The 23,693-nt window shown below is 62.4% G+C and carries 27 protein-coding genes; 9 read left to right on the top strand and 18 right to left on the bottom strand.

Going from position 1 to position 23,693, the window contains the following annotated elements; genetic code table 11:
• Position 1 precedes the first annotated feature (1 nt).
• The 4 genes from NKJ75_RS14395 to NKJ75_RS14380 all read right to left on the bottom strand — a co-directional run bounded on the left by NKJ75_RS14395 (position 2) and on the right by NKJ75_RS14380 (position 2,390).
• A complete protein-coding gene (locus NKJ75_RS14395) occupies positions 2 to 271 on the bottom strand; it encodes an AAA family ATPase (protein WP_352499845.1) in 270 nt (89 codons plus the stop codon).
• A 170-nt stretch (positions 272 to 441) separates the two neighbouring features.
• The gene (locus NKJ75_RS14390) at positions 442 to 834 is read right to left on the bottom strand and encodes a Rid family hydrolase (protein ID WP_023672419.1); all 393 of its coding nucleotides are present in this window, start codon (positions 832 to 834) and stop codon (positions 442 to 444) included.
• 238 nt (positions 835 to 1,072) lie between these two features.
• A complete protein-coding gene (locus NKJ75_RS14385) occupies positions 1,073 to 1,537 on the bottom strand; it encodes a cupin domain-containing protein (protein ID WP_352499844.1) in 465 nt (154 codons plus the stop codon).
• A gap of 301 nt (positions 1,538 to 1,838) precedes the next feature.
• A complete protein-coding gene (locus tag NKJ75_RS14380; RefSeq protein WP_023672417.1) occupies positions 1,839 to 2,390 on the bottom strand; it encodes a DUF4142 domain-containing protein in 552 nt (183 codons plus the stop codon).
• A 325-nt stretch (positions 2,391 to 2,715) separates the two neighbouring features.
• Between NKJ75_RS14380 and NKJ75_RS14375 the strand changes: the two genes are divergently transcribed.
• Positions 2,716 to 3,054, top strand: coding sequence for a hypothetical protein (locus tag NKJ75_RS14375; RefSeq protein WP_023724917.1), 339 nt, complete (start codon positions 2,716 to 2,718; stop codon positions 3,052 to 3,054).
• Positions 3,055 to 3,341: 287 nt separating this feature from the next.
• Here the strand turns inward: NKJ75_RS14375 and NKJ75_RS14370 are convergent, their stop codons facing one another.
• On the bottom strand, positions 3,342 to 3,830 hold the full coding sequence (locus tag NKJ75_RS14370; RefSeq protein WP_023724918.1) for a GNAT family N-acetyltransferase: 489 nt from the start codon (positions 3,828 to 3,830) through the stop codon (positions 3,342 to 3,344).
• Positions 3,831 to 3,835: 5 nt separating this feature from the next.
• The gene (locus tag NKJ75_RS14365) at positions 3,836 to 4,765 is read right to left on the bottom strand and encodes a transglycosylase SLT domain-containing protein (RefSeq protein ID WP_352810815.1); all 930 of its coding nucleotides are present in this window, start codon (positions 4,763 to 4,765) and stop codon (positions 3,836 to 3,838) included.
• Between the two features lie 177 nt (positions 4,766 to 4,942).
• Here NKJ75_RS14365 and NKJ75_RS14360 point away from each other — a divergent pair, with 177 nt between their 5' ends.
• Complete coding sequence (locus NKJ75_RS14360) at positions 4,943 to 5,524, top strand: methylated-DNA--[protein]-cysteine S-methyltransferase (protein ID WP_023691537.1); 582 nt, start codon at positions 4,943 to 4,945, stop codon at positions 5,522 to 5,524.
• A gap of 162 nt (positions 5,525 to 5,686) precedes the next feature.
• Here NKJ75_RS14360 and NKJ75_RS14355 read toward each other — a convergent pair whose 3' ends face one another.
• Complete coding sequence (locus NKJ75_RS14355; protein ID WP_023689728.1) at positions 5,687 to 6,013, bottom strand: hypothetical protein; 327 nt, start codon at positions 6,011 to 6,013, stop codon at positions 5,687 to 5,689.
• A gap of 298 nt (positions 6,014 to 6,311) precedes the next feature.
• Here NKJ75_RS14355 and NKJ75_RS14350 point away from each other — a divergent pair, with 298 nt between their 5' ends.
• Together NKJ75_RS14350 and NKJ75_RS14345 are read left to right on the top strand one after the other, a co-directional pair.
• Positions 6,312 to 6,524, top strand: a complete 213-nt coding sequence (locus NKJ75_RS14350) for a cold-shock protein (protein ID WP_015316174.1) — start codon at positions 6,312 to 6,314, stop codon at positions 6,522 to 6,524.
• A 230-nt stretch (positions 6,525 to 6,754) separates the two neighbouring features.
• The gene (locus tag NKJ75_RS14345) at positions 6,755 to 6,955 is read left to right on the top strand and encodes a hypothetical protein (RefSeq protein ID WP_023671961.1); all 201 of its coding nucleotides are present in this window, start codon (positions 6,755 to 6,757) and stop codon (positions 6,953 to 6,955) included.
• Positions 6,956 to 7,055: 100 nt separating this feature from the next.
• Here NKJ75_RS14345 and NKJ75_RS14340 read toward each other — a convergent pair whose 3' ends face one another.
• A complete protein-coding gene (locus NKJ75_RS14340) occupies positions 7,056 to 7,916 on the bottom strand; it encodes an EAL domain-containing protein (RefSeq protein WP_023689726.1) in 861 nt (286 codons plus the stop codon).
• Complete coding sequence (locus NKJ75_RS14335) at positions 7,913 to 8,812, bottom strand: EAL domain-containing protein (RefSeq protein WP_352499843.1); 900 nt, start codon at positions 8,810 to 8,812, stop codon at positions 7,913 to 7,915. The genes NKJ75_RS14340 and NKJ75_RS14335 overlap by 4 nt, the downstream gene beginning before the upstream one ends.
• A gap of 275 nt (positions 8,813 to 9,087) precedes the next feature.
• On the opposite strand from NKJ75_RS14335, the gene NKJ75_RS14330 reads away from it, so the two are divergent.
• Positions 9,088 to 10,290, top strand: a complete 1,203-nt coding sequence (locus NKJ75_RS14330; protein ID WP_023683765.1) for a pyridoxal phosphate-dependent aminotransferase — start codon at positions 9,088 to 9,090, stop codon at positions 10,288 to 10,290.
• Positions 10,291 to 10,347: 57 nt separating this feature from the next.
• On the opposite strand, the gene NKJ75_RS14325 is transcribed toward NKJ75_RS14330, so the two are convergent.
• Both NKJ75_RS14325 and NKJ75_RS14320 read right to left on the bottom strand, forming a co-directional pair.
• Positions 10,348 to 10,743, bottom strand: coding sequence for a (R)-mandelonitrile lyase (locus NKJ75_RS14325; RefSeq protein ID WP_352499842.1), 396 nt, complete (start codon positions 10,741 to 10,743; stop codon positions 10,348 to 10,350).
• A gap of 48 nt (positions 10,744 to 10,791) precedes the next feature.
• Positions 10,792 to 11,343 carry a methyltransferase family protein gene (locus NKJ75_RS14320; protein ID WP_023683763.1) on the bottom strand — a complete coding sequence of 184 codons (552 nt, stop codon included), beginning with the start codon at positions 11,341 to 11,343 and terminating at the stop codon, positions 10,792 to 10,794.
• A gap of 147 nt (positions 11,344 to 11,490) precedes the next feature.
• On the opposite strand from NKJ75_RS14320, the gene NKJ75_RS14315 reads away from it, so the two are divergent.
• From NKJ75_RS14315 to NKJ75_RS14305, 3 genes are all read left to right on the top strand, one after another.
• Positions 11,491 to 12,351: an alpha/beta fold hydrolase gene (locus tag NKJ75_RS14315; protein WP_023671967.1), complete on the top strand. Its 861-nt coding sequence runs from the start codon at positions 11,491 to 11,493 to the stop codon at positions 12,349 to 12,351.
• A 248-nt stretch (positions 12,352 to 12,599) separates the two neighbouring features.
• A complete protein-coding gene (locus NKJ75_RS14310; RefSeq protein WP_352499841.1) occupies positions 12,600 to 14,651 on the top strand; it encodes an elongation factor G in 2,052 nt (683 codons plus the stop codon).
• A gap of 796 nt (positions 14,652 to 15,447) precedes the next feature.
• Positions 15,448 to 15,873, top strand: a complete 426-nt coding sequence (locus tag NKJ75_RS14305; RefSeq protein ID WP_352499840.1) for a methyltransferase family protein — start codon at positions 15,448 to 15,450, stop codon at positions 15,871 to 15,873.
• Positions 15,874 to 15,895: 22 nt separating this feature from the next.
• On the opposite strand, the gene NKJ75_RS14300 is transcribed toward NKJ75_RS14305, so the two are convergent.
• Both NKJ75_RS14300 and trxB read right to left on the bottom strand, forming a co-directional pair.
• Positions 15,896 to 16,792, bottom strand: a complete 897-nt coding sequence (locus NKJ75_RS14300) for a LysR family transcriptional regulator (protein ID WP_023671970.1) — start codon at positions 16,790 to 16,792, stop codon at positions 15,896 to 15,898.
• A gap of 80 nt (positions 16,793 to 16,872) precedes the next feature.
• Positions 16,873 to 17,847: a thioredoxin-disulfide reductase gene (trxB, locus tag NKJ75_RS14295; protein ID WP_023671971.1), complete on the bottom strand. Its 975-nt coding sequence runs from the start codon at positions 17,845 to 17,847 to the stop codon at positions 16,873 to 16,875.
• A gap of 255 nt (positions 17,848 to 18,102) precedes the next feature.
• On the opposite strand from trxB, the gene NKJ75_RS14290 reads away from it, so the two are divergent.
• Complete coding sequence (locus NKJ75_RS14290; protein WP_023671972.1) at positions 18,103 to 18,579, top strand: Lrp/AsnC family transcriptional regulator; 477 nt, start codon at positions 18,103 to 18,105, stop codon at positions 18,577 to 18,579.
• Positions 18,580 to 19,001: 422 nt separating this feature from the next.
• On the opposite strand, the gene NKJ75_RS14285 is transcribed toward NKJ75_RS14290, so the two are convergent.
• The 5 genes from NKJ75_RS14285 to NKJ75_RS14265 all read right to left on the bottom strand — a co-directional run bounded on the left by NKJ75_RS14285 (position 19,002) and on the right by NKJ75_RS14265 (position 23,666).
• Complete coding sequence (locus NKJ75_RS14285) at positions 19,002 to 19,982, bottom strand: phosphodiester glycosidase family protein (RefSeq protein WP_245261277.1); 981 nt, start codon at positions 19,980 to 19,982, stop codon at positions 19,002 to 19,004.
• A 206-nt stretch (positions 19,983 to 20,188) separates the two neighbouring features.
• Complete coding sequence (locus tag NKJ75_RS14280; protein WP_023728202.1) at positions 20,189 to 20,842, bottom strand: D-glycero-alpha-D-manno-heptose-1,7-bisphosphate 7-phosphatase; 654 nt, start codon at positions 20,840 to 20,842, stop codon at positions 20,189 to 20,191.
• Complete coding sequence (locus NKJ75_RS14275; protein WP_023671975.1) at positions 20,835 to 21,407, bottom strand: D-sedoheptulose-7-phosphate isomerase; 573 nt, start codon at positions 21,405 to 21,407, stop codon at positions 20,835 to 20,837. Before NKJ75_RS14275 ends, NKJ75_RS14280 begins: the two co-directional genes overlap by 8 nt.
• A gap of 8 nt (positions 21,408 to 21,415) precedes the next feature.
• Positions 21,416 to 22,909, bottom strand: coding sequence for a D-glycero-beta-D-manno-heptose-7-phosphate kinase (gene rfaE1 / locus NKJ75_RS14270; RefSeq protein ID WP_023671976.1), 1,494 nt, complete (start codon positions 22,907 to 22,909; stop codon positions 21,416 to 21,418).
• 124 nt (positions 22,910 to 23,033) lie between these two features.
• On the bottom strand, positions 23,034 to 23,666 hold the full coding sequence (locus NKJ75_RS14265; protein ID WP_023671977.1) for a LysE family translocator: 633 nt from the start codon (positions 23,664 to 23,666) through the stop codon (positions 23,034 to 23,036).
• Positions 23,667 to 23,693 lie beyond the last annotated feature (27 nt).

The raw sequence follows: 23,693 nt of genomic DNA, 5'->3' as shown, positions 1-23,693 counted from the left end.
TCTATGAAAACTTAAACATCACAGGCTTGCTTGTATCTTGTTTATTGAACACCTGCCTAGCGCTGCCAAAGCTCACATCTTTTCCGTGTATCTTTAAGGCTGCTTGATATTTATGATCCGTCTGATCCAGAGTTTGCTTGAACAGCAATGGTATTTGAAGGATGCTACTTTTACCTATACTGTTGGCGCCAACCAGTATCGTTATCGGCGCGATTCGAAGAGACCCTTTTTTGAAGGCCCGGTAGTTTTCAAACGATAAACGAGTAAACATTGTCTCCCCCTTTCCAAGCATTGCTCGTTGGAGCACAGTTGTCAAACATTCCGAGTTGCTAATCCAAAGATTCTAATTGACACGACACACGTGCGTGCGGCGGAGGAGAAGTGCGGCACAAGCACTGAGTGCTCGGCTTGCGAATACTGCCTTAGACATTCCTTCGTCTCTCACCCCACCGCCACACACTCAATCTCGATATCGAACTCCATCGGCCATGATGCCACCGGCACAAAACTGCGCGCCGGCGGGTTGACGCTGAAATATCTGGCATAGACCCGATTGATGGCGTTGTAGAAGCCGGAATTGACGGCGTAGATGCGCACCATCACCACATTGTCCAGCGAGGTGCCGGCGGCTTCCAGGCAGTGTTTCAGCGCCTTCAGCGACGCCTCGGTCTGCGTTTCGATGTCGCCGCGCACCATCTCGCCGGTCACCATGTCCACCGGCGGCGTCGCCGAGATGAACACGAAGCCATTGGCCCTCACCGCCGTCGAGCACGGCAGCCCGAGCGCCCGCACCTTGGCCGACATGACGGGCACTTCGATGACTTCTTTTTTCATGGTGATCTTCCCCTTGTTTGCCAAGCTGGCGCCAAGGCCCCCTCACCCAGCCTCCGCTTCGCTCGGCTGACCTCTCCCCGAGGGGAGAGGAGCCGGTCAGCGCCAGCGCTTCCCTCTTCTCCCCAGTGGGGAGAAGGTGGCCGCGAAGCGGTCGGATGAGGGGGCCTGCGCCACCTTTGATTGTGAGGAGCTTATCCCCCCGCCCAGCGAACACCAGCGCCGGACCATAGTCCAGCCGTCACCCCTGCCCCGGATAGGGCATGCCGTCCTTGTGCAGAAACCTGCCATCGGAACTCGGGCTCATCATGTCGATGTCCGAGCAAGTGATGAGATCATCCGGATCGCGCGAGCCGACCTCGAGATAGCGCGCCGTTGTGGACGAGCGGTTGATCATGTGGTGGCCGTTGCCGCTGTTCTTGGCGAAGGTCGCGCAATCGCCGGCCTTGAGCAGCGTCTCGCCGCCATCCTCGACCAGCACCAGTTCGCCTTCCAGCACATAGACGAGCTCGTCCTCATGGCTGTGCCAGTGGCGCTGGCTCGACCAGCCGCCTGATGGCAATGTCATCAGGTTGACGCCGAAATCGGTGAGGCCGCCGGCATCGCCGAGGCGGTGGCGTGTGCGCTCGGCGCAAGGGGCGTCGAAGGGTGCGGGGTAGCCGGAGCCCTTGCGGACAGGCACGGTGGACAGGTCGATCTTGGGCATGGGAGCTCCATTGAATTGGTGGCGGCAGTGTATGTCACTGCCGGCGCAGCCACAGAGCCACTTTGCCGCAATGCCTTGCCAACGGCAGGCATCGGCCGTCGCACTCTACGGCGCCCCCCTCTGTCCTGCCGGACATCTCCCCCACAAGGAGGGAGATTGGCTGTCGCCTCAGCCTTCGCCAATTTTCACCGTCGGTAGAAAAGCACGGCGCCGACGCTGCTGATCTCCCCACTCGTGGGGAGATGTCCGGCAGGACAGAGGCGGGCGCCGTAGAATGCTATTGCTGGCCAGTCACCAACCCTCAACCCTGATGCGCCGCCGCGAGTTCCTTCACGTGCTTCTCGTGCATCTGCAGCGTCGGCAGCGTCTTCTTGGCGAATTCCTTCATCGCCGGGTCGTCGCCCGAGTTGGCATAGCTGCTGAAAAGGGCTACGGCCTCCTTGTGCGCGTCCGTCTGCATCTGGATGTACTTGGCATCAAAATCCTTGCCGCTTGCGCTCTTCAACTCGTCGAGCATTGCCTGCTCCTTCGGCTGCAGGGCCGGCCCCGCGGCTTTGGTCGAACCGGTGGTCTGGCCCTGGCTCAGCGCCGCCTTGAACTCCTTGCCGGCTTTGGTGTGGTCCTTGACCATCTGCTTGGCGAATTTCCTGACGTCAGCCGCCTTGGATTTCTCCTCGGCGAGCTTGCTCGACTGGATTTCGAATTCGTTGGAGCTAGGCACCGTCTTGACGAAGGTTGGGGTATCGACCTTGCTGGCGGCCATGGCAGGCGCGACCGCAGTCGAGTTGGCCGCAAAGGCGGCAGGGGCACCGGCGAACAAGGCGACGGCGGCAATGGTGAGAAGCGTTTTCATCTGAGGTCTCCGATTTGAAAATTTCCCTCGGCTAATCAAACGCGGCATTGGCGGCAGGGTTGCGTCCGGAGAACTATTCGTCAGCGACCATCTGCCGAAGAGCCGTCCCGAGCCCCTGGCGGACAAACCTCAGGACAGCACGCCTCGCCATATTGCAGCTGTTCGTTCCAGTTCGGCCGACCCTCAGGCGTGAAATCCATAAGGTTCCACAGGATCTCGCAGATGCCGATGGCGCGCTGATCCTAATGGACGGCGCTGCATTGGGAGCCGGTTGCACTTCCCTGTATTGCGTCTGCAGGTTAGATTTCCGGAGCTGGGGAGACACATGCAAGAGGATGAAGAGATCGATCTGCGCTGCCCGCAAGTGGTGGCCGACAATGCCGCCAAGGGGTTGAGGCTGCGAAGAGAATTCGGCCGGGGCGGCACCGAGATCGGCGTGGCGCGGGCGACGGAACTCAAGAACCGCCAAAAGCTGGCGCCATCCACTATCCGCCGCATGGTCAGCTACTTCGCCCGCCACGAGGTCGACAAGCGCGGCAAGAATTACGGCAATGAAGACAATCCATCGGCCGGCCATATCGCCTGGCTGCTGTGGGGCGGCGACGAGGGCCGCGCCTGGGCGCTTGAGCTCAAAAAGAAGATCGGCAATGCGCCCGATATCTGAGGGCTGCCGTAAAACGACTGGCGGGCCCCAAACCCCCGCCTGGGACCCGCCAAGGAGTGGCTGAACACATGCCGGTGCAGCCCCTCCACATCTGCCAGTCGTCGATCCGCCATCGGTCGAAAGGCATGGATGGTGAGGTAGCATCCGGTTGCGGCGGCCTATGTGAAGCAGTTCACAATCCGAAGGATTTCAACAGCGCTCGAGCAATTCCAGGAAAAGTGGGAACCGGTTTTCCTGGGAAAAGCGCGTAGCGTTTTCCCCAGGGAATTGCGGCAAGAAAAAAGCCCTTACCCTTCCCAGGCGACAGGCACCATTCCCAGCCGCTCGTAGAGCCTGAGCGCGGCGGCGTTCTCGACCGTGTTGGTCTTGAGGTCGACATGGGCCGCGCCTCGATCGCGAAAGGCGTTGAAAGCCTGCCACATCAGCGCTTCGCCAATGCCTTTGCCGCGCGCTTCGGGATGGACCGCGAGGTCCTTGACGAAGGCCCTGGTCCAGCACAGCGCTGCCGCCGCCAGCCGTCCCTTGGCGTCGATGACCAGGAAACACAGCGCCGGGTCGAATTCGGCATCGCTGGATATGCGCGGCCACCATTCGTCGAACGGGCCGTCGGTGCCGTCGTCGAACACCTCGGTCAAAAGCGCATGCAAGGGCTGCGCGTCACCATGTTCGAAGCAGCGCATGGTAAAGCCGGCCGGCCAGTGCGGTGCAACGAGCGTCTCGTCGAGGATTTTGCGCAGCCGGATGTCGTTTGGAGCCGGCGGGCGCGGTTCAGGCATCGCGCTCAGGCGTCGGGCTGCAGCCGGCGGCGCTTGCGGTCGACACCGAGGCCGGTGGCCTCGAGCAGGCCTTTGCGCTTGGCGTCGAAATAATAGCCGGTCTGGTAGAGCCAATCGGCCTTCTTGGCGTTGCCACCCGCCACCAGCCAGGCGCCACGCAGATATTTGACCGCGTATTTCAGATTGGTTTCGGCGTCGAACAAGCCCTTGGCCGGCCCGTCATAGCCCATGCCGCGCGCCGTCGCGTGCTTGATCTGCATCAGCCCCCAATGGCCGTTATTGTAAGCCTTGGGATTGTAGGTGCTTTCGCGGTTGACGACGTGGCGCACCAGATCGACCGGCACCTCGTAGAGAGCAGCGTATTTCTGGATCAGCCGGTCGACGTCGCCGCGCATGCCGGTCGCATGCTCTTCTTCCGGGAGACCGAGGGGCGCGGCGGGGAACTGGCCCAGGGAAGCAGGGTTCTGCGGCACGACATAGGCTACCTGCTGCACGCCGGGCATGGCGTTCTGGCCGCCCTTGGCGGTCGCCGGCATGACAAGGCTGGCGGTCGTATATTGCGCCGCGACCGGCTGTCCGGCCTTGGCGGGCGCAGGCGCCTGCCAAGCATTGGCGGCCATCACCGCAGGCACGGCCGGGGCCGTGGGCGTCGCGCCGGCAAAGGCCGCGGTCGCGGCAACCGGCTGCGCAGCGGCATCGAGCGCTGGCGTGGCCGGCGTCGCTTCGGCCGACTGAACGGGTGTTATGCCCGAGGATTGCGGCAGCACCGAAACCGTATCGGGCAGCGGCACGGTGAAGCCGGCATCGCTGCCGGCAGCGGTCGCGGTTTCGGTCAGCGCAGGCGTAGCCTTCATTTGCGAGGTCGATTGGCAGCCGCTGAGGGCAGCTGCGCCGACGATCACAGAGATTGCGATAAGGTTGAACTTTGCTGGCAAGCCGCGCGGGTCCGATTTGTCGGTTGTTAAGAAGTCCTTACACCAGCGATTCCTGGTGGGCAATCGGGACCATCTGGTGGTTTTCGGGTGGCGAGAGCCGGGATCAGATGCCATATTGTTCTGCATATGTACCGGTTGGTATCCCGGTTTTCGCCGCTTTGCGGAAAGGAGCGCATCATGGAAACGGCATCTTCGATCACAGCCGGCCACGCAGTGTTAGAAACAGTGATCGGCTTCATGGGCATCGCCTGGAGCGAAAAGGGCCTGATCCGGCTCTGCCTGCCCGAAAGGAGCCGCGAAGCAGTGGAGCGCCGGCTGATGCGGCATGCCGGTGTTGCCGCCAATACCACTGCGAACACTGGGCAGCCGCAATGGGTGGTCGAGCTGATCGCCTCGATCAAGGCGTATGCCACAGGCGAGGACGTCGATTTCTCCGGCGTGCCGGTCGATCTCGACGGCGTCGACGACTTCCGTCTCGCCATCTACGACGCGGCGCGAAAACTGCATTACGGCGAAACCACCACGTATGGCGAACTGGCCAAGCGCGCCGGCCAAGCCGGCCTGCCGCGCGAAACCGGGGCAGCGCTGGGCGCCAACCCGGTGCCGCTGGTCATCCCCTGCCATCGGATTCTAGCCGCGGGCGGCAAGATCGGCGGCTTCTCGGCGCCCGGCGGCTCGGCCACCAAGGAAAAGATGCTGGCCATGGAAGGCGTGCGCGTCGGCCCGCCGCCGGCGGCGCAGGTCTCGTTCGGGTTCTAAGAGCTTGAATGGTATGCCGGCTGGGTATGTTGAGATTCAGGTCAGGCCGCACCGAGAACTATGGTCTTCGAGAACCGGAGCGGAGCGTGCTTAATGTACGTGGGCACCGGACGCGCAGAAGACCATCGTTCGCAGGCCGGCCTCACCTGAATATCAATATGCCTAATGACGGCGCAGGAAGCGGCGGTGAAAATGGTCGTTCTCGATCCGCTTGCAGAGATAGACCGGGCAGGATTCGGTATCGGCGCTCGGTACATAGGCGCGCTTTCTGACCTCGCCGACATTGCAGAATTGCTGGCTCTGCACATAGCGGTCGAAGAGCGGCAGCCCCGGCACACGCCTGGACTGATAGCGCAGGATGACCGCGCCCTGGCGCGCGATCGTGCCTTGCACCCTGTCGCAGCTCATACGAGTGGGGTCGTAGCGCGAGATCGCCTGCGCCTCGGCGGCCGCCAGCGTCAGGCAGGCAGCAAGCAGAATGGTTTTCACAACCGTTTTCATGACAGTCTCCCAAAACCGGACTAACGCCGTCGGGCGTCCCGATCTTCCCGATTGCTGGACGCTTTCATGCGATTGGGGCGGCCTTTGGGCGGCGCCACCGCAACGCCATTTTTCGAGCCATCTTGTTTTTGGTGCGAAACCCGCCTATATCAGCTCCATTGATATTTCGGCCGATCGATCCGGGCCTCGCGATCTTCGCGTTTGCTGACGTCTATCTCCAAAATCTCGATACAAACCGGCTGAACCTCGGTTCGGTCAAACCAAAGCAAATGCGAGGACTATTCATATGGCAACTGGTACGGTCAAGTGGTTCAATGCCACCAAGGGCTTCGGCTTCATTCAGCCTGATTCGGGCGGTGCGGACGTTTTCGTTCACATCTCCGCTGTCGAGCGCGCTGGACTGTCGACCCTGGTCGAAGGCCAGAAAATCAACTTCGAGATCGAGCAGGACCGCCGCACAGGCAAGTCGTCCGCTGGTTCTCTGAGCAAGGCAGCCTGATTTTGCGATAGCGCGCGCCGGACGAGAGTTCGGGGCGCGCGGCAAGTCACGGATGTACTGACGGTCGCGCGAGAAGCGCGCTGGAGCGGAAAGACCCGACAAGCTGGATCAGCAGATAGCTGCCGGCCCGGACTTAAAGCTCCGATCAGGCTACCGAAAATGGGAAGGCGGGATTTATCCCGCCTTTTTGTTTGTCTGGAATTGGACGATGGCCATGCTAGTATCGCCCCATGACCAAGCTCGAACAGATTGAAAGATCCATCGCAGCCCTGAACACCAAAGAACTAAAGGCCTTTACCAAATGGTTCGCAGCGTATCAGGCAGAGGTGTGGGATATGCAGATCGAGGCGGACGCCAAGGCTGGCCGGCTGGATAAGTTTGCCGAGCAGGCTTTGGCTGAACTTCACGCGGGCCGAGTTCGCCCTCTTTGAATGCGCGCTACGGCCGAAGGCCGCAAGCCCAACCGGGCATCGCGCCCGTTGGCGTCCGGTCCGGAACGAGCCGCGAAGCGGCGGCAAGCGCGAGCACAAATCAGCGCCGCAGATGCAGCGGCACCACCTTGTTGTCGGCGCCAAGCAGCGCCTCGATCGACAGCGGCTCCCGGTTGAAGATCGTGCCGGCCAGCGCCGGGCGGCCGAGATGGAACCCCTGTAGCAGGTCGACGCCGCCATCCAGCGCGACGCGCAGATGCACGGATTGCTCGATGCCTTCCACCAGCACCTTGGCGCCGCGATCGTGCAGCGACGAGACGAGCGGCCGGAAGAAGCGCTCGGCGGCAGCGTGGCGGCAGAATTCGGCGAACCAGCCGCCGTCGATCTTCACAATATCCGGTTGAAGCAGGCTCATCCGCTCCGCGGTCGAGTGGCCGGTGCCGAAATCGTCGATGGCGATGCGGATGCCGTGGCGCCGCATCTCGCGCACCAGCGGGGCCAGCACATTATCGTCGGCCGCCTGTTCGGTGATCTCGCAGACCAGCATGGCGGCATGCAGGTCGAGATCGCCGAGATGCCGCGTCATCAGCCGGATCTCGGCCAGCGCCCGCCCGAGATGATCGTTGATCATCGGGTTGTAATTGAAGAACAGGTCGAGCCCGTCGACGCCGATGTTGCGGAAGTTTTTCAGATGCAGCATCCGGCACATCGTCTCGACAAACAGGCGGTCGCCCGGCGCAACACTGTCGAAGAACATGGCCGGTGCAACCGGCATGGAAGCGCGCTGCGGTTCGATCAGCGCCTCGACGGCAACCGCGGCCAACGCGCCACCGCGTGGCGCAAAGATCGGCTGGTAGGCGCTCTTCAGCCGGAACGCGCCATAGACGCCGTATTCGATGCCGACCTCGTCGGCAAAGATCGCTTCGCCGATATCGCGACGCCTCTCGCGTTGCCCGGTCATGGCCCGGTCCTGCGCCCGAACACCCTGCCCGACCGCGCCGGAGGCCCTGCAGTCGGGCCGGCAGGCGTCTTGCCAGGCTCGGCCGCCGCGACGGATGGCTGCCCATCCTTGCCGAAAGCGCGAAAGCTGGTCGGCGCCAGTTCCGGCTTTGCCAGCACGAAGCCCTGCACCATCGATGCGCCGGATTTCTCGGCCAATTGAAGCTGCCAGCCTTCCTCGATGCCTTCGAACACCGTGCGGATGCCCTGTAGTTCGAAGTTCGTCACCATGGCAGTCAAGAGGGCAAAGCCGGCGCCGGATTCCATGAGCTGCGTGATCCAGTGCGCATCGAATTTGACGATGTCGGGCTTGAGCCCCTTGATGCGGTTGATGTCGGATTCATCGGCGCCGTAATCGTCGACGGCAATGCGAAAGCCATTGGCCCGCAGCGCCTCGACAAAGCTGTAGAGCGTTTCCTGCGACGCCGACTTCTGCTCGGTCACCTCGCACACGATGCGGCGCGGATCGATCCCGGCTTCGTGCAGCACCAGCCGCATGTCGCGCAACGCGTTGTCGGCGATGGAGCGCTCGGTAAACACCGACGGATCGAAATTGACGAAGATCGAAGCCTCTTGCGGCAGGCAGGCGCCGGCATTGAGCAAATGCAGCGTGCGCGTCAGCGCCTCGATATGCAGGCGGTCGCCGGCCGGACAGGTGCGGAAGAAGTTCATCGGCGATTGCGGCTCGCCGTCACGAAACGGCCGGATCAGCCCCTCGAACGCTGCGATCGAGAGCTTGCCCTCCTTGAAGGCGAAGATCGGCTGAAAGGCGCTCTGCAGCGTGTAGGGACCCCAGACACCTGAAACGGTGCCGTCATCGTGACGGATGATGTGGGCAAGCCCGGTGCTGCGCGACAAGGGTCCCTCGCTCCGCGAGACAGGCGAAATGGCTGGCGATCCTGCCGTCAAAGGTTTTAGCGGCCGTTGATGAATTTAGTCTTGCCGGGGATAAGCCGTCGATTGCAGAGCCCGCAGCGCAGAGCGAAACCGTCATGCACGCGCTTCAAAAGCCGATCTTCACAGGTCCTTGACCCCTGGCTCATCCGACAATGCTTGCACTTGCCGGGTCGATGCGACATGAGAAGCGCCGCAGCTGTTTGCGGTTGCGCCGACCCCTCTGGAGATATCTGGTCATGGCCTTTCTTGCCGACGCCCTTGCCCGCGTAAAGCCTTCCGCCACCATCGCGGTGACGCAGAAAGCCCGCGAGCTGAAAAATGCCGGCCGCGACATTATCGGCCTCGGCGCTGGCGAACCGGATTTCGACACGCCCGACAACATCAAGAATGCGGCGATCGAGGCGATCCGCCGCGGCGAGACCAAATACCCGCCGGTTTCGGGCATCGCGCCGCTGCGCGAGGCGATCGCGAAAAAATTCAAGCGCGAGAACAATCTCGACTACAAGCCCGAGCAGACCATTGTCGGCACCGGCGGCAAGCAGATCCTGTTCAACGCCTTCATGGCGACGCTGAACCCAGGCGACGAGGTCATCATCCCCCGCCCCTATTGGGTCAGCTATCCCGAAATGGTGGCGATCTGCGGCGGCACCTCGGTGTTCGCCGATACTTCGATCGACAATGGTTTCAAGCTCACTCCCGCCGTGCTGGAAAAGGCGATCACGCCGAAGACCAAATGGCTGTTGATGAACTCGCCGTCGAACCCGTCCGGCGCCGCATACACGGAAGCCGAGCTGCGCGCGCTGGCCGACGTGCTCTTGAAGCATCCGCATGTCTGGACACTGACCGACGACATGTACGAGCACCTGACCTATGGCGACTTCGTCTTCAGGACGATCGCCGAGGTCGAGCCGAAACTCTACGAGCGCACGCTGACCATGAACGGCGTCTCGAAAGCCTATGCCATGACCGGCTGGCGCATCGGCTATGCCGCGGGTCCCGTCCAGCTGATCAAGGCGATGGACATGATCCAGGGCCAGCAGACCTCGGGCGCCTGCACCATCGCGCAATGGGCCTCGGTCGAGGCGCTCAACGGCCCGCAGGATTTCGTCGCCAGGAACAAGGCGATCTTTCAGGGCCGTCGCGACCTCGTCGTGTCGATGCTCAACCAGGCGCGGGGCATAACCTGCCCGTCGCCGGAAGGCGCCTTCTATGTCTACCCGTCCTGCGCCCAGCTGATTGGCAAGAAGACCAAAGCCGGCAAGATAATCGACACCGACGAGACTTTCTGCTCCGAATTGCTCGAAGGCGAGGGTGTCGCAGTGGTGTTCGGCTCGGCCTTCGGCCTCGGCCCCAACTTCCGCATCTCCTACGCGACGTCGGAGACGCTGCTGGAGGAAGCCTGCACGCGCATCCAGCGGTTCACGGCATCGCTGACCTGATCAGGCTCCGAGACATGAAACCGGCCTTTCGAGCCGGGTTTTTGTCAAGAGCAGACCTCAGCCGCCATACTGCTCGCTCGTGACCGCTTCCATCCAATCTGCGTGGACGCCGTCCAGCGCTTCCTGCATGGCGACGTGGGTCATTGTCGTCTTTGGACCCGCGCCGTGCCAGTGCTTCTCGCCCGGCTCGAACGAGATGACGTCGCCCGCCTTGATCTCCTGGATCGGCCCGCCCCATGCCTGCGCAAGGCCGGCGCCCGACGTGACATAGAGCGTTTGGCCGAGCGGATGCGTGTGCCAGTGGGTACGCGCGCCAGGCTCGAAGCTGACCAGCGTGGCCCGCAGCCGCGCCGGCGCTTCCTTCTCGATGATGGGCGTCTGCAGCACGCGGCCGGTGAAATACTTCTCCGGTGCGATGATGGTCGGCACGCTGCCGCAGGCAATGATCTTCATCTCTGGTGACCCCTGAGTTCAGTAGAACCTACCCTGCCCCGGTGCTCGCTACCACCCCAGCCGAGGCCAGAACAGGCCGGCACGTACGCGATAGTCCGCGTAGGCTCCGGCCAGCGGCGTGCGCGAAAATTTCTTCTCTTCGTCCAGCGCCGCAAACACATAGAGGATAGCGATCCCGGCGACCGGCACCAACGCCCAGACCGACCAGGTCGCGATCCCCCAGCCGATCCAGAAGACGATGTAGGACGTATAGAAGGGGTGGCGGACATGGCCGTAGGGGCCGTGGGTCAGCAGGCTGTGCGGATCGTCGGGTGCGAAGACGAAGCGCAGCCGCACCTTGCGCGACGTGACGATCGCCCACCAGAACAGGGCAGAGCTCGCCAGTTCGACGGCAAGTCCGGTGAGCTTTGCCGAACCCGGCTGCGATTGGATCCAAAGGGTGGCGAGAAAGAACAGCGCCGTGGCGATGACCGCCGCCGAAATCACCATGGCGCCTGGAGACATCGCCTGCGATTGGAAATGCGCCCGCATCGACCAGACATATTGGCCAAGCATCGCGATGCTGCAGATCGAGACAAGAAGATCGAGGACTGGTTCCATTGTCGGGATTCCGCGCGTGATTGCCATGGAGCCAGCGATCGTGCCGGCTATCTCTTTAGAAATCCTTTCTTAACCACATGTTTAAAGAACATATAGAGCCAGCGATGCGATGTTGGCGGTCAGGCAAATCTCAAGGTCTAATCCAGCATGAGCATCACTCACCGCACCATCCGCACGCCGCAGGCCGACTTGCGCCTCAGCCAGTCGTCTGGGTCCGGCATGCCCATCGTCATGATCCATGGGTCGGGCAGTTCGCGCGCCGTGTTTGCCCGTCAGTTCGATAGCCCGCTTGCCGACGGCCATCGGCTGATCGCCTTCGACCTTCCCGGCCACGGCGAGTCCTCCGATGCCCGCGACCCGGCGACCGCCTATACGATTACCGGCCTTGCCCAGACCACAGCCCGGCTTCTCGACGCTTTGGGCATCGGCCACGCCATCATCTTCGGCTGGTCGCTCGGCGGCCATGTGGCGGTCGAACTGGCCAGCTTTCACCATGCGGTCAGCGGCCTGGTGCTGACCGGAGCGCCGCCGGTGTCGCGGGGGCCGCTTGGCATGCTGCGCGGCTTTCACGCCAACTGGGACATGCTGCTGGCCTCCAAGAAGGTCTACTCCGAACGCGACATCGAGCGCTTCGAGGCGCTTTGCTTCGGCGATACCGCCAGTCCGTCTTTCCGCGAAGCCATAAGGCGCACCGACGGCAGGCTTCGCGCCGGCGTGGCGCGCAGCATGTTTGCCGGCAAGGGCGCCGACCAGAAACAGGTGGTCGAGCACGCCCCGTTCCCGGTTGCGGTGATCAATGGAGAGCATGATCCGCTGGTGCGGCTGAGTTACTTCGAGACGGTGGCCTATGGCTTGCTGTGGGAACAATGCCATGTCATATCAGGCGCCGGCCATGCACCGTTCTGGGAACGCCCAGACCTGTTCAACCCGTTGCTGTCGCGCTACGCCGAGATGGTGGTGAAGCAGAGTGCAGCCGCCACGCCCACGCGCCGCACCCAGGCAAGCTGAAATCGCCGGACGGTTCTGATCCCCGGGGTCTTGCCTCGGCCGCCTGACGGCGCACCGGATTCCTATTTTCCTTGCCCTGCCGGCTAACCCGTGGGACGATGGGCTTGGGCAGGTGGCTAAGAGAAACAACCCCGCCCCGCGACGGTCGAACAGGCCGGCCGCCGCTCACGACAGGGTGCGATCGGCGCAAAACCGTTTCCACTTTTGCTGATCGCACTCCAAGGGCCAAGCCTGAGTGGAGGTCAGCCATGGGTACTCGCGCCGGAGGACGACGCACGGGACCGAAATGCATTGCCATAGTCGGTCCCTTTGCAAGCGGTAAGACGACACTTCTCGAAGCCAACCTCGCCCGTACGGGCGCCATCCCCCGCCAAAATCCCGTTTCATCGGGAAGCACCGTTTCCGATCATTCGCCCGAGGCGCGGGCGCACGCCATGAGCGTCGAGGCGACCTTTGCCACCACCGAATTCATGGGCGAGCAGATCACCTTCGTCGACTGTCCCGGATCGATCGAATTCTCCTTCGAGGCCGAGCCGGTGCTGGCAGCCTGCGATCTCGCGGTGGTCGTCGCCGAGGCCGACGAGAAGAAGATCCCAGCCTTGCAGCTCATCATGCGCAAGCTCGACGATCTCGGCGTGCCGCGCATCCTGTTCCTCAACAAGGTCGACAAGGCAATCGCCGGCGTACGCGATACGCTGAAGATGCTGCAGCCGACGAGCGCGGCGCCGCTGTTGCTGCGCCAGATTCCGCTGCGCAAGGACAATGTGGTGATCGGTTCCATCGACCTGGCGCTAGAGCGCGCCTACATCTACCGCGAATATGCCGAAAGCCAGGTTGCCGAAATTCCAACTGACGACAAGGCGCGCGAACTGGAGGCTCGCTTCTCCATGCTGGAGACGCTTGCCGACCATGACGACCAGTTGATGGAGCAGTTGCTGGAGGAGATCGAGCCGCCGAAAGACGCGGTCTTCGACGATCTGTCCGCCGACCTGCGCGCCGGCGCCATAACGCCGGTGCTTATCGGCACCGCCGAAAAAGGCAACGGCGTGCTGCGCCTTTTGAAGGCGATCCGCCATGACGCACCGGATGTCGAGGCGACGCGCAAACGGCTCGGCGTCCCCGACGGCAATCACACCGTGGTCCAGGTGATGAAGACCATCCACACCGCGCATGGCGGCAAGCTGTCCGTGTCGCGCGTACTCTCCGGCCAGATCGCCGATGCAGCCGAACTCTATTTGTCGAATGGCGAGACGGCGAAGGTCTCCGGCATCTACAAGATGCTCGGCAAGGACCAGTCCAAGCTCACCGCTGCCAAGGCCGGCGACACGGTGGCGTTGGGCAAGCTGGACGAGGTCAAGACCGGCCAGACGTTGAGTTCCACGAAGGGCGGTATCAAGCCGCTGGTCACGCTTACGCCGCCGCAGCCGGTCTTTGCCTTTGCGCTACGGCCGAAGGAGCGCAAGGACGAGGTCAAAATGTCGGCGGCCATCCAGCGCCTGGCCGAGGAAGATCCCTCGCTCACCTTGCGCCACAACCAGGACTCGGCCGAGACCGTGCTGTCCGGCCATGGCGAGATGCATCTGCGGGTCGTGCGCGAGCGGCTGGAAGGCAAGAATCAGATTCCGGTCGAAGGCCATGCGCCTGCCGTCCCCTATCGCGAGACGATCCGAAAGACGGTGCAGCAGCGCGGCCGCCACAAGAAGCAGTCCGGCGGCCATGGCCAGTTCGGCGATGTGGTGATCGAGATCAAGCCGCTGCCGCGCGGCTCCGGCTTTCAGTTCTCGGACACCATCACCGGCGGCGTCGTGCCCAAGACCTACATCCAGTCGGTCGAAACCGGCGTGCGCGATTATCTGAAATCCGGCCCGCTCGGCTTCCCTGTCGTCGATGTCGCCGTCAACCTCTCCGACGGCTCCTACCACGCCGTCGATTCCTCCGACATGGCTTTCCAGATGGCGGCCAAGCTGGCCATGAAGGAAGGCATGGCGGCCTGCTCGCCGGTGCTGCTCGAGCCGGTCATGAAGGTCGAGATCGTCACGCCGTCCGAAGCCACTTCGAAGATCATCGCGCTGATCCCGCAACGGCGCGGCCAGATCCTTGGCTACGACGCGCGGCCTGACTGGCCGGGATGGGATGTCGTGGAGGCGACCATGCCGCAGGCCGAGATCGGCGACCTGATCATCGAACTGCGCTCGGCGACCTCCGGCGTCGCCAGCTATCGTTGCGCCTTCGATCACATGGCCGAGCTGACCGGTCGGTTGGCCGACGAGGCGATGAACGCCAACGGCAAGGCTGCCTGACAGGCCGAAGGATGATCCGCACAAAAAACGGCGCCCGGATGACCCGGACGCCGCTCTTATTGCGGACCGTCTTCTTGGGAGGAAAACGGCAGGTCCGCCGCACGTATCCGCCGCGCCATGCGGCACTGACAGACGAATAGGTTCGGACGCGGTAGCCGCCTGAGCCCGGATCTTCCGAGTGATGCCCCCATCTCCCGGTCGAACCACACCGCGTCCTATGATCTGCTTAAACGATGAATCGCGCCTGCGGCATGTTACCTGAGGTTACATGTCACTGTTACGCGGCGATTTTGCTCGATTTTTCGCTGGCTACGGCAGGCCCGGAAACAAAAAAGCCGGATCAATGAAGATCCGGCTGAGTTTGATTGGAAGTGCCTGTTAAGGCTAACCTCCAGAGGGGAACACTCGAGGGCGCTAATGGGAGGAGAACGCGCCCAGGAGATGATCTATATATGTGCTGTTCATGCCCAAGAAACAAGCATCTATTTTGCAACACACGCATGCAAAAAGGTACAGGCTGTGGTCTAACCCATGTCTAGGGGCCATAGGACCACGAAAAGTTGCCAAATGAATGGCGCGACCGTGCGGTTGCCTTCGCAGAACCGCAAGTCGGGCTGATTCTCGCGCTCGCGGGCAAAAAGCCGAATGACGTTGAATCGGGCAGCAGGCGTTTATTTTTGCGGCAGCGGGATGGGAAGGGTCGGCCGGAAGAAGGGAGACCTGACATGCGGACACCCAGGCGATCGCCGGCAGCGCGGTCTTCTTCATCGCCGCACCTTGTGTCGTGGCCGGGCTGGTGCCCTGGCTGCTGACGGACCGCTACCGTCTGCCGCTGTCGACGGTGCCCGGCTTCGTGCCGGCTGGCTCCATCCTAATCGTCGCGGCCATCGCCCTGCTCGTCCATTCCTTTGCCCGCTTCGCGCTCGAAGGCATGGGCACGCCGGCGCCTGTAGCACCCACCGAGAGACTGGTGATCGGCGGCGTCTACCGCCATGTCCGCAACCCGATGTACGTCGCCGTGCTGTCGATCATCCTCGGCCAGGCGTTGCTGTTTTCAAGCTGGAGCGTCGCTGCCTATGCCGCCATCGGCGCGATCGTCATGGGCTCTTTCGTCAGGTTCTATGAGGAGCCGACTCTCGCCCGCCGCTACGGTGGCGAATACGAGACCTACCGCCGCAATGTTCCCGGCTGGCTGCCACGGCTGACGCCTTGGCGGGGGTGACCAGCACCTCCCAAGGGCATGTTTAAAATGACCAGCTGCGCGCTTTGGCGATGATGAAGTCGCGGAAGACGTGCAGCTTGGCCTGGTTCTTCATTGCATCGGGATAGGCGAAATAGGTGTCGAAGGACGGCACCTCGGTCTCCGGCAAAAGCTGCACCAGATCCGATTCCTTGGAGATCACGTAGTCGGGCAGCATGGCGATGCCGGCGCCGCCCTGCACGGCGCGCTTGATCGACAAGATGTCGTTGATCTGCAGCGTCGGCACCCTTTGCCCACCGTCGAAATCGCCGATCGTTTCCAGCCAGTTCAGCTCCGACAGATGCGACGGCACCGGCACACCGAAAGTGACGATGCGATGGTTCTTCAGATCGGCGACCGAGGTCGGCTTGCCGTGCTTGCCGACATAGGACGGCGAGGCATAGAGGTGGAAATGCACGGTGAACAGGCGGCGCTGGATAAGGTCGGGCTGCTGCGGCTGGCGCAGCCGTATCGCGCAGTCGGCCTGGCGCATGGTGAGGTCGAGTTCCTCATTGGCCAGGATCAGCTGCAGGCTGATTTCCGGATAGAGCTCGATGAATTCCTGCACCCGCTCGGTCAGCCAGCCGGCGCCGAGCCCGACCGTGGTCGTTACCCTCAGCACGCCTGAGGGACGGTCCTTGGCCTCGGTCAGCTTCGACTTGATGGTCTCCAGCTTCATCAGCACGTCATGCGCCGTGCGGAACAGCATTTCGCCCTGCTCGGTCAGCACCAGGCCGCGGGCATGGCGATTGAACAGCGGCACCCCGACATCATGTTCGAGCGCGCTGACCTGGCGTGAAATCGCCGATTGCGACAGGTGCAAAGTCTCGGCGGCATGGGTAAACGACCCAGCCTCCGCCGCTGCGTGAAACACGCGAAGCTTGTCCCAGTCCAACGCCATTGAGTTCCCCTCGTTCTGTTTTTGGCGTCTGAATGAAAAATCAGGCTTTTGAACGGCTTGCGACGCCGTCTTGATAGATTTTATTCCGCCGCTTCGCGGTGCACCTCGATGCCGGCCAGGTATTTTTCCGCCTCGAGCGCGGCCATGCAGCCGAGCCCGGCGGCGGTCACCGCCTGACGGTAGATATCGTCGGTCACGTCACCGGCGGCGAACACGCCGGGCACATCGGTGCGGGTCGAATTCGGCGCCGTCCACAGATAGCCGTTCGGCTTCTGCTTCAGCTTGCCGACAAACAATTCCACCGCCGGCGCATGGCCGATCGCCACGAACACGCCGTCCACCTGGAGATGGCTGACCTCGCCGGTCATCGCATTTCTGAGCTTCAGCCCTTCGACCGAAGGCGGCAGCGGCGTCTTGCCGGGCCGGCCGGTGATCTCGTCGACGATCGTGTCCCAGATGACTCGGACATTGTCCTTTTTCAACAGCCGCTCACGCAGGATGCGCTCGGCGCGGAAATCGTTGCGCCGGTGGATGACGGTCACGCTCTTCGCCAGATTGGAGAGATAGAGCGCCTCCTCCACCGCCGAATTGCCGCCGCCGATGACAGCGACATCCTTGCCGCGATAGAAAAAACCATCGCAGGTGGCGCAGGCCGACACGCCGAAGCCCATGAAGGTTTGTTCGGTGGGGATGCCCAGCCACTTCGCCTGCGCACCGGTGGCGATGATCAGCGCATCGGCCGTGTAGGTGGTGCCGGAATCGCCCGTGGCGCGGAACGGCCGCACATTGAGGTCGACCTCGGTGATGATGTCGTTGACGATGTCAGTGCCGACATGCTCGGCCTGCTTCAGCATCTGCTCCATCAGCCACGGGCCCTGGATCGGATCGGCGAAGCCCGGATAGTTTTCGACATCGGTGGTGATCATCAGCTGGCCGCCCTGCTGCAGGCCGGCGACGAGCATCGGCTTCAGCATGGCGCGCGCGGCGTAGACCGCCGCCGTATAGCCGGCCGGGCCGGAACCGATGATAAGGACAGGCGCGTGCTTGGTGGTCATCTAAAGCCTCTGCGGGGCGGACAATCGAGTGTGCCTTGGAAAAAGACGTGAAACGGTGCTGGTAATGTAAGGGTTGCCAACCACACCAGCAAGACGATCAGGCCGTCGTCCCCGGAAAGCTTCGGCCCACAGGCTTATTCGCGCAATGGCCGCTTCCGTTACGGTCGCAAAATCGCCCGACCAAGGGCTGGCATCGCCACAAAAGTCGTTTAATGACGAGATCGCGAAAGATTCTTGCGCTAAGCAGAGACCGCCATGCCCCTGAAAGCCGACCTCGACGCCATCGATTGGAAGATTCTGCGCGAGCTTCAGGCCGACGGGCGCATGACCAATGTCGAACTGTCGAGCCGCGTCGGCATTTCCGCGCCGCCCTGCCTGCGCCGTGTCCGGCGGCTGGAGGAAACCGGCATCATCAAAGGCTATCGCGCTTTGCTCAACGCGCCGGCGCTCGGCATGGATGTCGTCGCCTTCTGCCTGATCGGCCTGCATCACCAGGCCGACGCGGAACTCAAAACCTTCGCCGAGCGCACTCGCGGCTGGCCGATCGTGCGCGACGCCTGGATGGTCTCGGGCGAATCCGACTTCCTGCTGCATTGCGTGGCGAGTGATCTCGGCACCTTCCAGACCTTCGTCATCGAAGAACTGGCTTCGGCGCCGAATGTCGACACGGTGCGCACCGCGCTGACCATCCGCCGCGTCAAGGACGAAGGGCTGGTGGCGTTCAGCGCCTGATAGGCGAGATTAACTTCGAAAAAGCATGTGCGACGCCGACCAAGACATACCCCAACAGACACACTGCTACCTCTCCGACAACTGGCAAAAGAATGAAGCCGTCCCCAGGGCCGGGGCTCTCACCAGGGGACATCTCCGGCAAAGCTAAAAAGGCCAGCAAAATAGGTGAGCAAGCAAGCCAGACGAATGTGATGACATGCGGCAACCATTTGAGACGGAAAATGTTTTTTGACGTGAGAACGCCGCGCCGATCACAATTATGTTGACGACGAATATGAGCCAGAAAGCGAATTCTGGCGCCGAAATCGTAGGGTATTCCGGGTCAGATTGCGTGAACATGAGCGGCCAAGGTTGAATATGCCATCCGGTTTCAGCTACGGAATCGGGAGTACTTTGACCCACCCTGCCAAGGGCAGGATCTGCTACCTGCGCTCCACCGTGAGAACAACAGGCAATCCCCAGGGCACATCTAGCGGTGCTTGAAGCAGTGAGACGTCGCCATCTGCGACCTGGGCTTCCCACTTGGCATAGTGTTTCAACCGGTAGTTCCCGGAGCGGACGCTGAGGCAGGCAACAGGCCCGCCATCGAGGTTTAGCGCCGTCTTGAGATCGAGGTCGGTCTGCAACAGGAAGTTTGCTAGCCGGTCCAGCGAGAAGAAAGCGTCCTTGGTCGAACCGACGATGATCCAGCCCTGACGATCTTCCGCGATAAAGGTGCGGTTGGCCAACCAGTTGCTCTTGGCGCGTACATTGTTGCGGCCGTCCTCACCGACAAGCAATGGATAGGAAACCATAGCGTTTTCGGCATTCTCCGTGACTGCGCGCCAGTCACGTGAATTGAGATCGACCACATGCGTGCCGGAGGCATTCACGAACCAGGCGCCGGCCTTCGCATCGTATTCATCCGGCCCGAGCCTCGCACCCATGCTGACAAAGGGCGTGTCGGCTTCGCCCTTCAGTCCGAAATAACTGCCATTGACGATCAGAACGGTGCCGCCTGTGCCTTGTGGATTGAGTGCCGCTTCCCACTGGTCGATGTCCTTGGCACCACTGGGCTCGTTACGGGCAACGAAACGGAATTTGGCTGGATCGAAACGGTTGAGATAGAGCCGGTCAATTTCACGGTCGCCCGCCATGACGGGGATTTCTCTGACCTGGAATCCAGGCTCGGTTTCATTCCATGAGCTGGCTCCAGCGGTCACATCAGGAATTTCCGATTTCAACGCAAGCTGCATGGCAGGCGAGAGACGCGCATCGTCGGGTGCAACGGCGATCCAGTAGCTTCCGCCGCGGCGAAGAAGTGCATTGAGCCCATACACGCCGTGTTTTTGCCAGACATACCCTATGGCTGACAGCACAACCAATGCCGATAAGACAACGGCAACAGAGATTGCTTTCTTCAATGAATTCCCCTCGTTCTTCGATGGAATGACATCTGCAAATTTCTTGCTTGAATGATGTCTGATCTCTGCAGTTTTTCCGCAAAAGAGCGTGGTGCTTTCCTGGGGAATAGCGTCAAAGCAAAGAAATGGATCGGCTCGCCGTTTCTGCGAAACGGTGAAACGCTCAAGCTAACCCATTGAGATTGCGTCGCAACAGATCCGGAAAGCTAAATCAGTCTCGATCCGAGCGACTCGACAGCCCTCAAAAGCCCTTCCAGATCATCGGGGTTGCGCAGCGGCAGAACCTCGAAGCCCGGCTCATTACTTCCCTCGCCATCCACCAGCCAGCCGCGCGGCAGGCCGGCACGTTGTCCGGCCTGCATATCCGCGGGATTGTCGCCGACGATCAGCGAGCGTTTGAGATCGAGGCCGAGGCGCTGCCGGGACTGTAGCAGCATGCCCGGATTGGGCTTGCGCATCGGATGGTCGGCGACCGCCAGCGGACCGCTGCCCGCCTCGTGGTACGCGCAGGCCAGAACCATGTCGACGAAGGCATCGCCGGCGGCAAGCAGCTTGAGAACCCGGCCGTTGACCGCGGCAAATTCCTTCCAGCCGAAATAGCCGCGCGCGACGCCTGACTGGTTGGTGACGATGACCACCGGGATGTTGCCCCGGTTGGCGGCGGCGATGACCGGCACGATGCTGTCGCGCAGCGCCATTTTGGCTGGATCGTCGGGATAGCCGGTGTCGACATTGATGGTGCCGTCGCGGTCGAGGAACAGCGCCGGCGCGTTGGCTGGAAACACCCGCGAACCTACCCGCTCAACCCACAGGCCGGGCTCAGCCAGCGGGTATGGACCGTAGGCCCCGGTGTCAGCCATTCGACAGACGGTCTTCCACCACCTCGCAGAGATAGTGGTAGAGGCAGAGATGTCCCTGCTGGATGATCGGCGTCGAGGTCGAGGGCACGTTGAGCAGTATGTCGGTGAGCGGCTTGAGTTTGCCACCGCTGTCGCCGGTGAGGCTGACCACCGTCATGCCCATCATCCGAGCCTGTTCGGCGGCAGCCAGAATGCTCGGCGAATTGCCGCTGGTCGAGATGGCAAGCAGCACGCCGCCGGGCGCGCCATGCGCCTCGACCTGGCGCGAAAACACGGTGTCGAAGCCATAGTCATTGCCCCAGGCGGTCAGCATGCCCGCGTTGGCCGGCAGCGCAATCACATTGTAGGCCTTGCGCTCCTTAAGGAAGCGGCCGACCAGTTCGGTGGCAATGTGGATGGCGTCGCTGGCCGAGCCGCCATTGCCGCAGACCAGCAGCGCCTTGCCCGAGGAAAGCGCGGCGACGACCGCACTCACAGCACGTTCCATCTCGGCGGTCAGGTCACGCTCGACTGTCGCGGTGATCGCGGCCGCCGAGCGGACCAGATAGTCATTCAGTCCGGACATGAAATCCCTCAGTTGGTACCGCCGCCGGCGCGCAATTTGCCGATCGTGCCGGTGGTGCTCTTGCCGGCGACAAGGTCGACCAGGACGACGCGCCCGCCCGCCTTCTGCACCACATCGGCGCCGACAACGGTTTCGACCGTGTAGTCGGCGCCCTTGACCAGAATGTCGGGCAGAAGCGCCTCGATCAGCGCCAGCGGCGTATCCTCTTCGAACACCACGACCGCATCGACCGAGGCCAGGGCGGCGAGCACGCAGGCACGATCATGCTGATCGTTGACGGGGCGCCCGGCGCCTTTCAACCGACGCACCGAGGCATCGCTGTTGAGGCCGAGCACCAGCCGGTCGCACTGGCTGCGCGCCGCGTGGAGAAGACTGACATGGCCGGCATGCAATATATCGAAGCAGCCATTGGTGAAGCCGACGCTCAGGCCCTCGTCCTTCCACGCCGCCACCATGCGCGCGGCCGATGCGGCATCGAGGATGGCGTCCTTATGGGCGGTGGGGCCGTGCGAGCGGAACAGCGCGCCGGTGAGTTCCTCCACGGTCAGCCGCGCGGTGCCGCGTTTGCCCACCACCACACCGCCGGCGGCATTGGCGATGGAGGCGGCCATGACGCGATCGGCGCCCGCGGCCAGAGCCAGCGCGAAGCTCGCGATTACCGTATCGCCGGCGCCCGAAACGTCGAACACTTCGCGCGCCTGGGTGGCGATGTGGCGCGCCTCATCCGCGCCGACGACGCTCATGCCCTTTTCGCTGCGGGTGGCGACGACGAAGTCGAAGCCATGTGCCGAAATCAGCTGGCGTGCCGCCGCGACGATCTCGTCGTCGGCGAAAACCGGGCGACCGACAGCTTCGCCAAGCTCCTTGCGGTTGGGCGTGATGGCGGTCGCGCCGGCATAGCGCGCATAGTCGCGGCCCTTGGGATCAACCAGCACCGGTTTTCCCGCCTCGCGGCAGATGGCGATCAGGTCGGCGGCGACGCCGTCGAGCAAGATGCCCTTGCCATAGTCGGACAGAATGACGATGTCGGCGCGCGTGAGTGCGGCGCGAAAATGCCGGACCAGGTCCGCCCGTTCCTTGTCGTCGAGCGGCTTGATCTCTTCCTCATCGAAGCGCAGCACCTGCTGATTGAGCGCGCTGAAGCGGCTCTTCGACGACGTCATGCGACCGCGCTCCTGCGCCATATCAGCCGTATCGGCGCCGAGTTCGCGCAGCATGCGCACCAGATTGTCGCCGGCCACATCGGTGCCGATCACCGATATGGGAATAGCACTGGCACCCAGCGAGACGATGTTGGCGACAACGTTGCCTGCGCCGCCCATCGTCGAGGTCTCGCCGCGCCCGTGCAGCACCGGGATCGGCGCTTCCGGCGAGATGCGCTCGATGACGCCGTTGACGAAACGGTCGAGGATGAAGTCGCCGACCACCAGCACGGCAACGTCGCCAAAGCGGGCAATGGCGCGGTGCAAAGGTTCGGGCGAAGGCGGATTGTGCTTGATCATGTCACTGGCAATGCGAGGGAAAGGCCGACCTCAATCACGCTGAAAATTGTCAATTTACGGGCCGGATCGTTCATGGCGAAGCCGATATACCGCAAATCCGCGCAGCGCAACGTCAGGGCGGCCGTCAGCTCTTCTGCAACGCGACGTGGACGCCCAGTCCGACCAGCACCGCCCCGCCCGCCCGCTGCATGATGCGCTGCGCACGGCTGGAGCGCTTCAGCCGGGCGATCACCATGCCTGCCAGCAACACGCAGACAATATCTGCCGAAGAGAACATTAAATTGACGATGGTGCCCAGCACGACGAATTGCAGCCACACCGGGAAACCCGCCGAGGCATCGATGAACTGTGGCAGGAACGCCATGAAGAAGATCGCCGTCTTCGGATTGAGCACTTCGACGGTGATGCTCTCGAAAAATGCCCGGCGCGCCGATTTGCGCTCGATCGCCGGCAGCGCCGTGTCACCGTCCCCGCGCTTGCGGAACAAGGACACGCCAAGCCAGATCAGATAGAGCGCGCCGATGAGCTTGACCGCCATGTAGAGCGGCGGCACCGCATGGAAGAGCACCGACAGCCCGGCGGCAGCCGCAAAGACATGGAAATAACCGCCAAGATGGATGCCAAGTGCCGCCGTCAGCCCCGACCAGCGCCCGCGCGCCATGGTCTGCGCGGCGGCATAGAGCATCGCCGGTCCTGGAATATAGGCAAAGATCGCCGTGGTGGCGAAAAACGCAATGAGCAGTTCGGTCGACGGCATTTTTTGTCCCCTAGCTTGCGGGCCTCG

Source organism: Mesorhizobium sp. M0058 (assembly GCF_040323095.1).
In the GTDB taxonomy this organism is placed as follows: Bacteria; Pseudomonadota; Alphaproteobacteria; order Rhizobiales; family Rhizobiaceae; genus Mesorhizobium.
The sequence above is the reverse complement of the archived record's forward strand: the minus strand, read 5'-3'. Positions and strand labels throughout refer to the sequence as shown.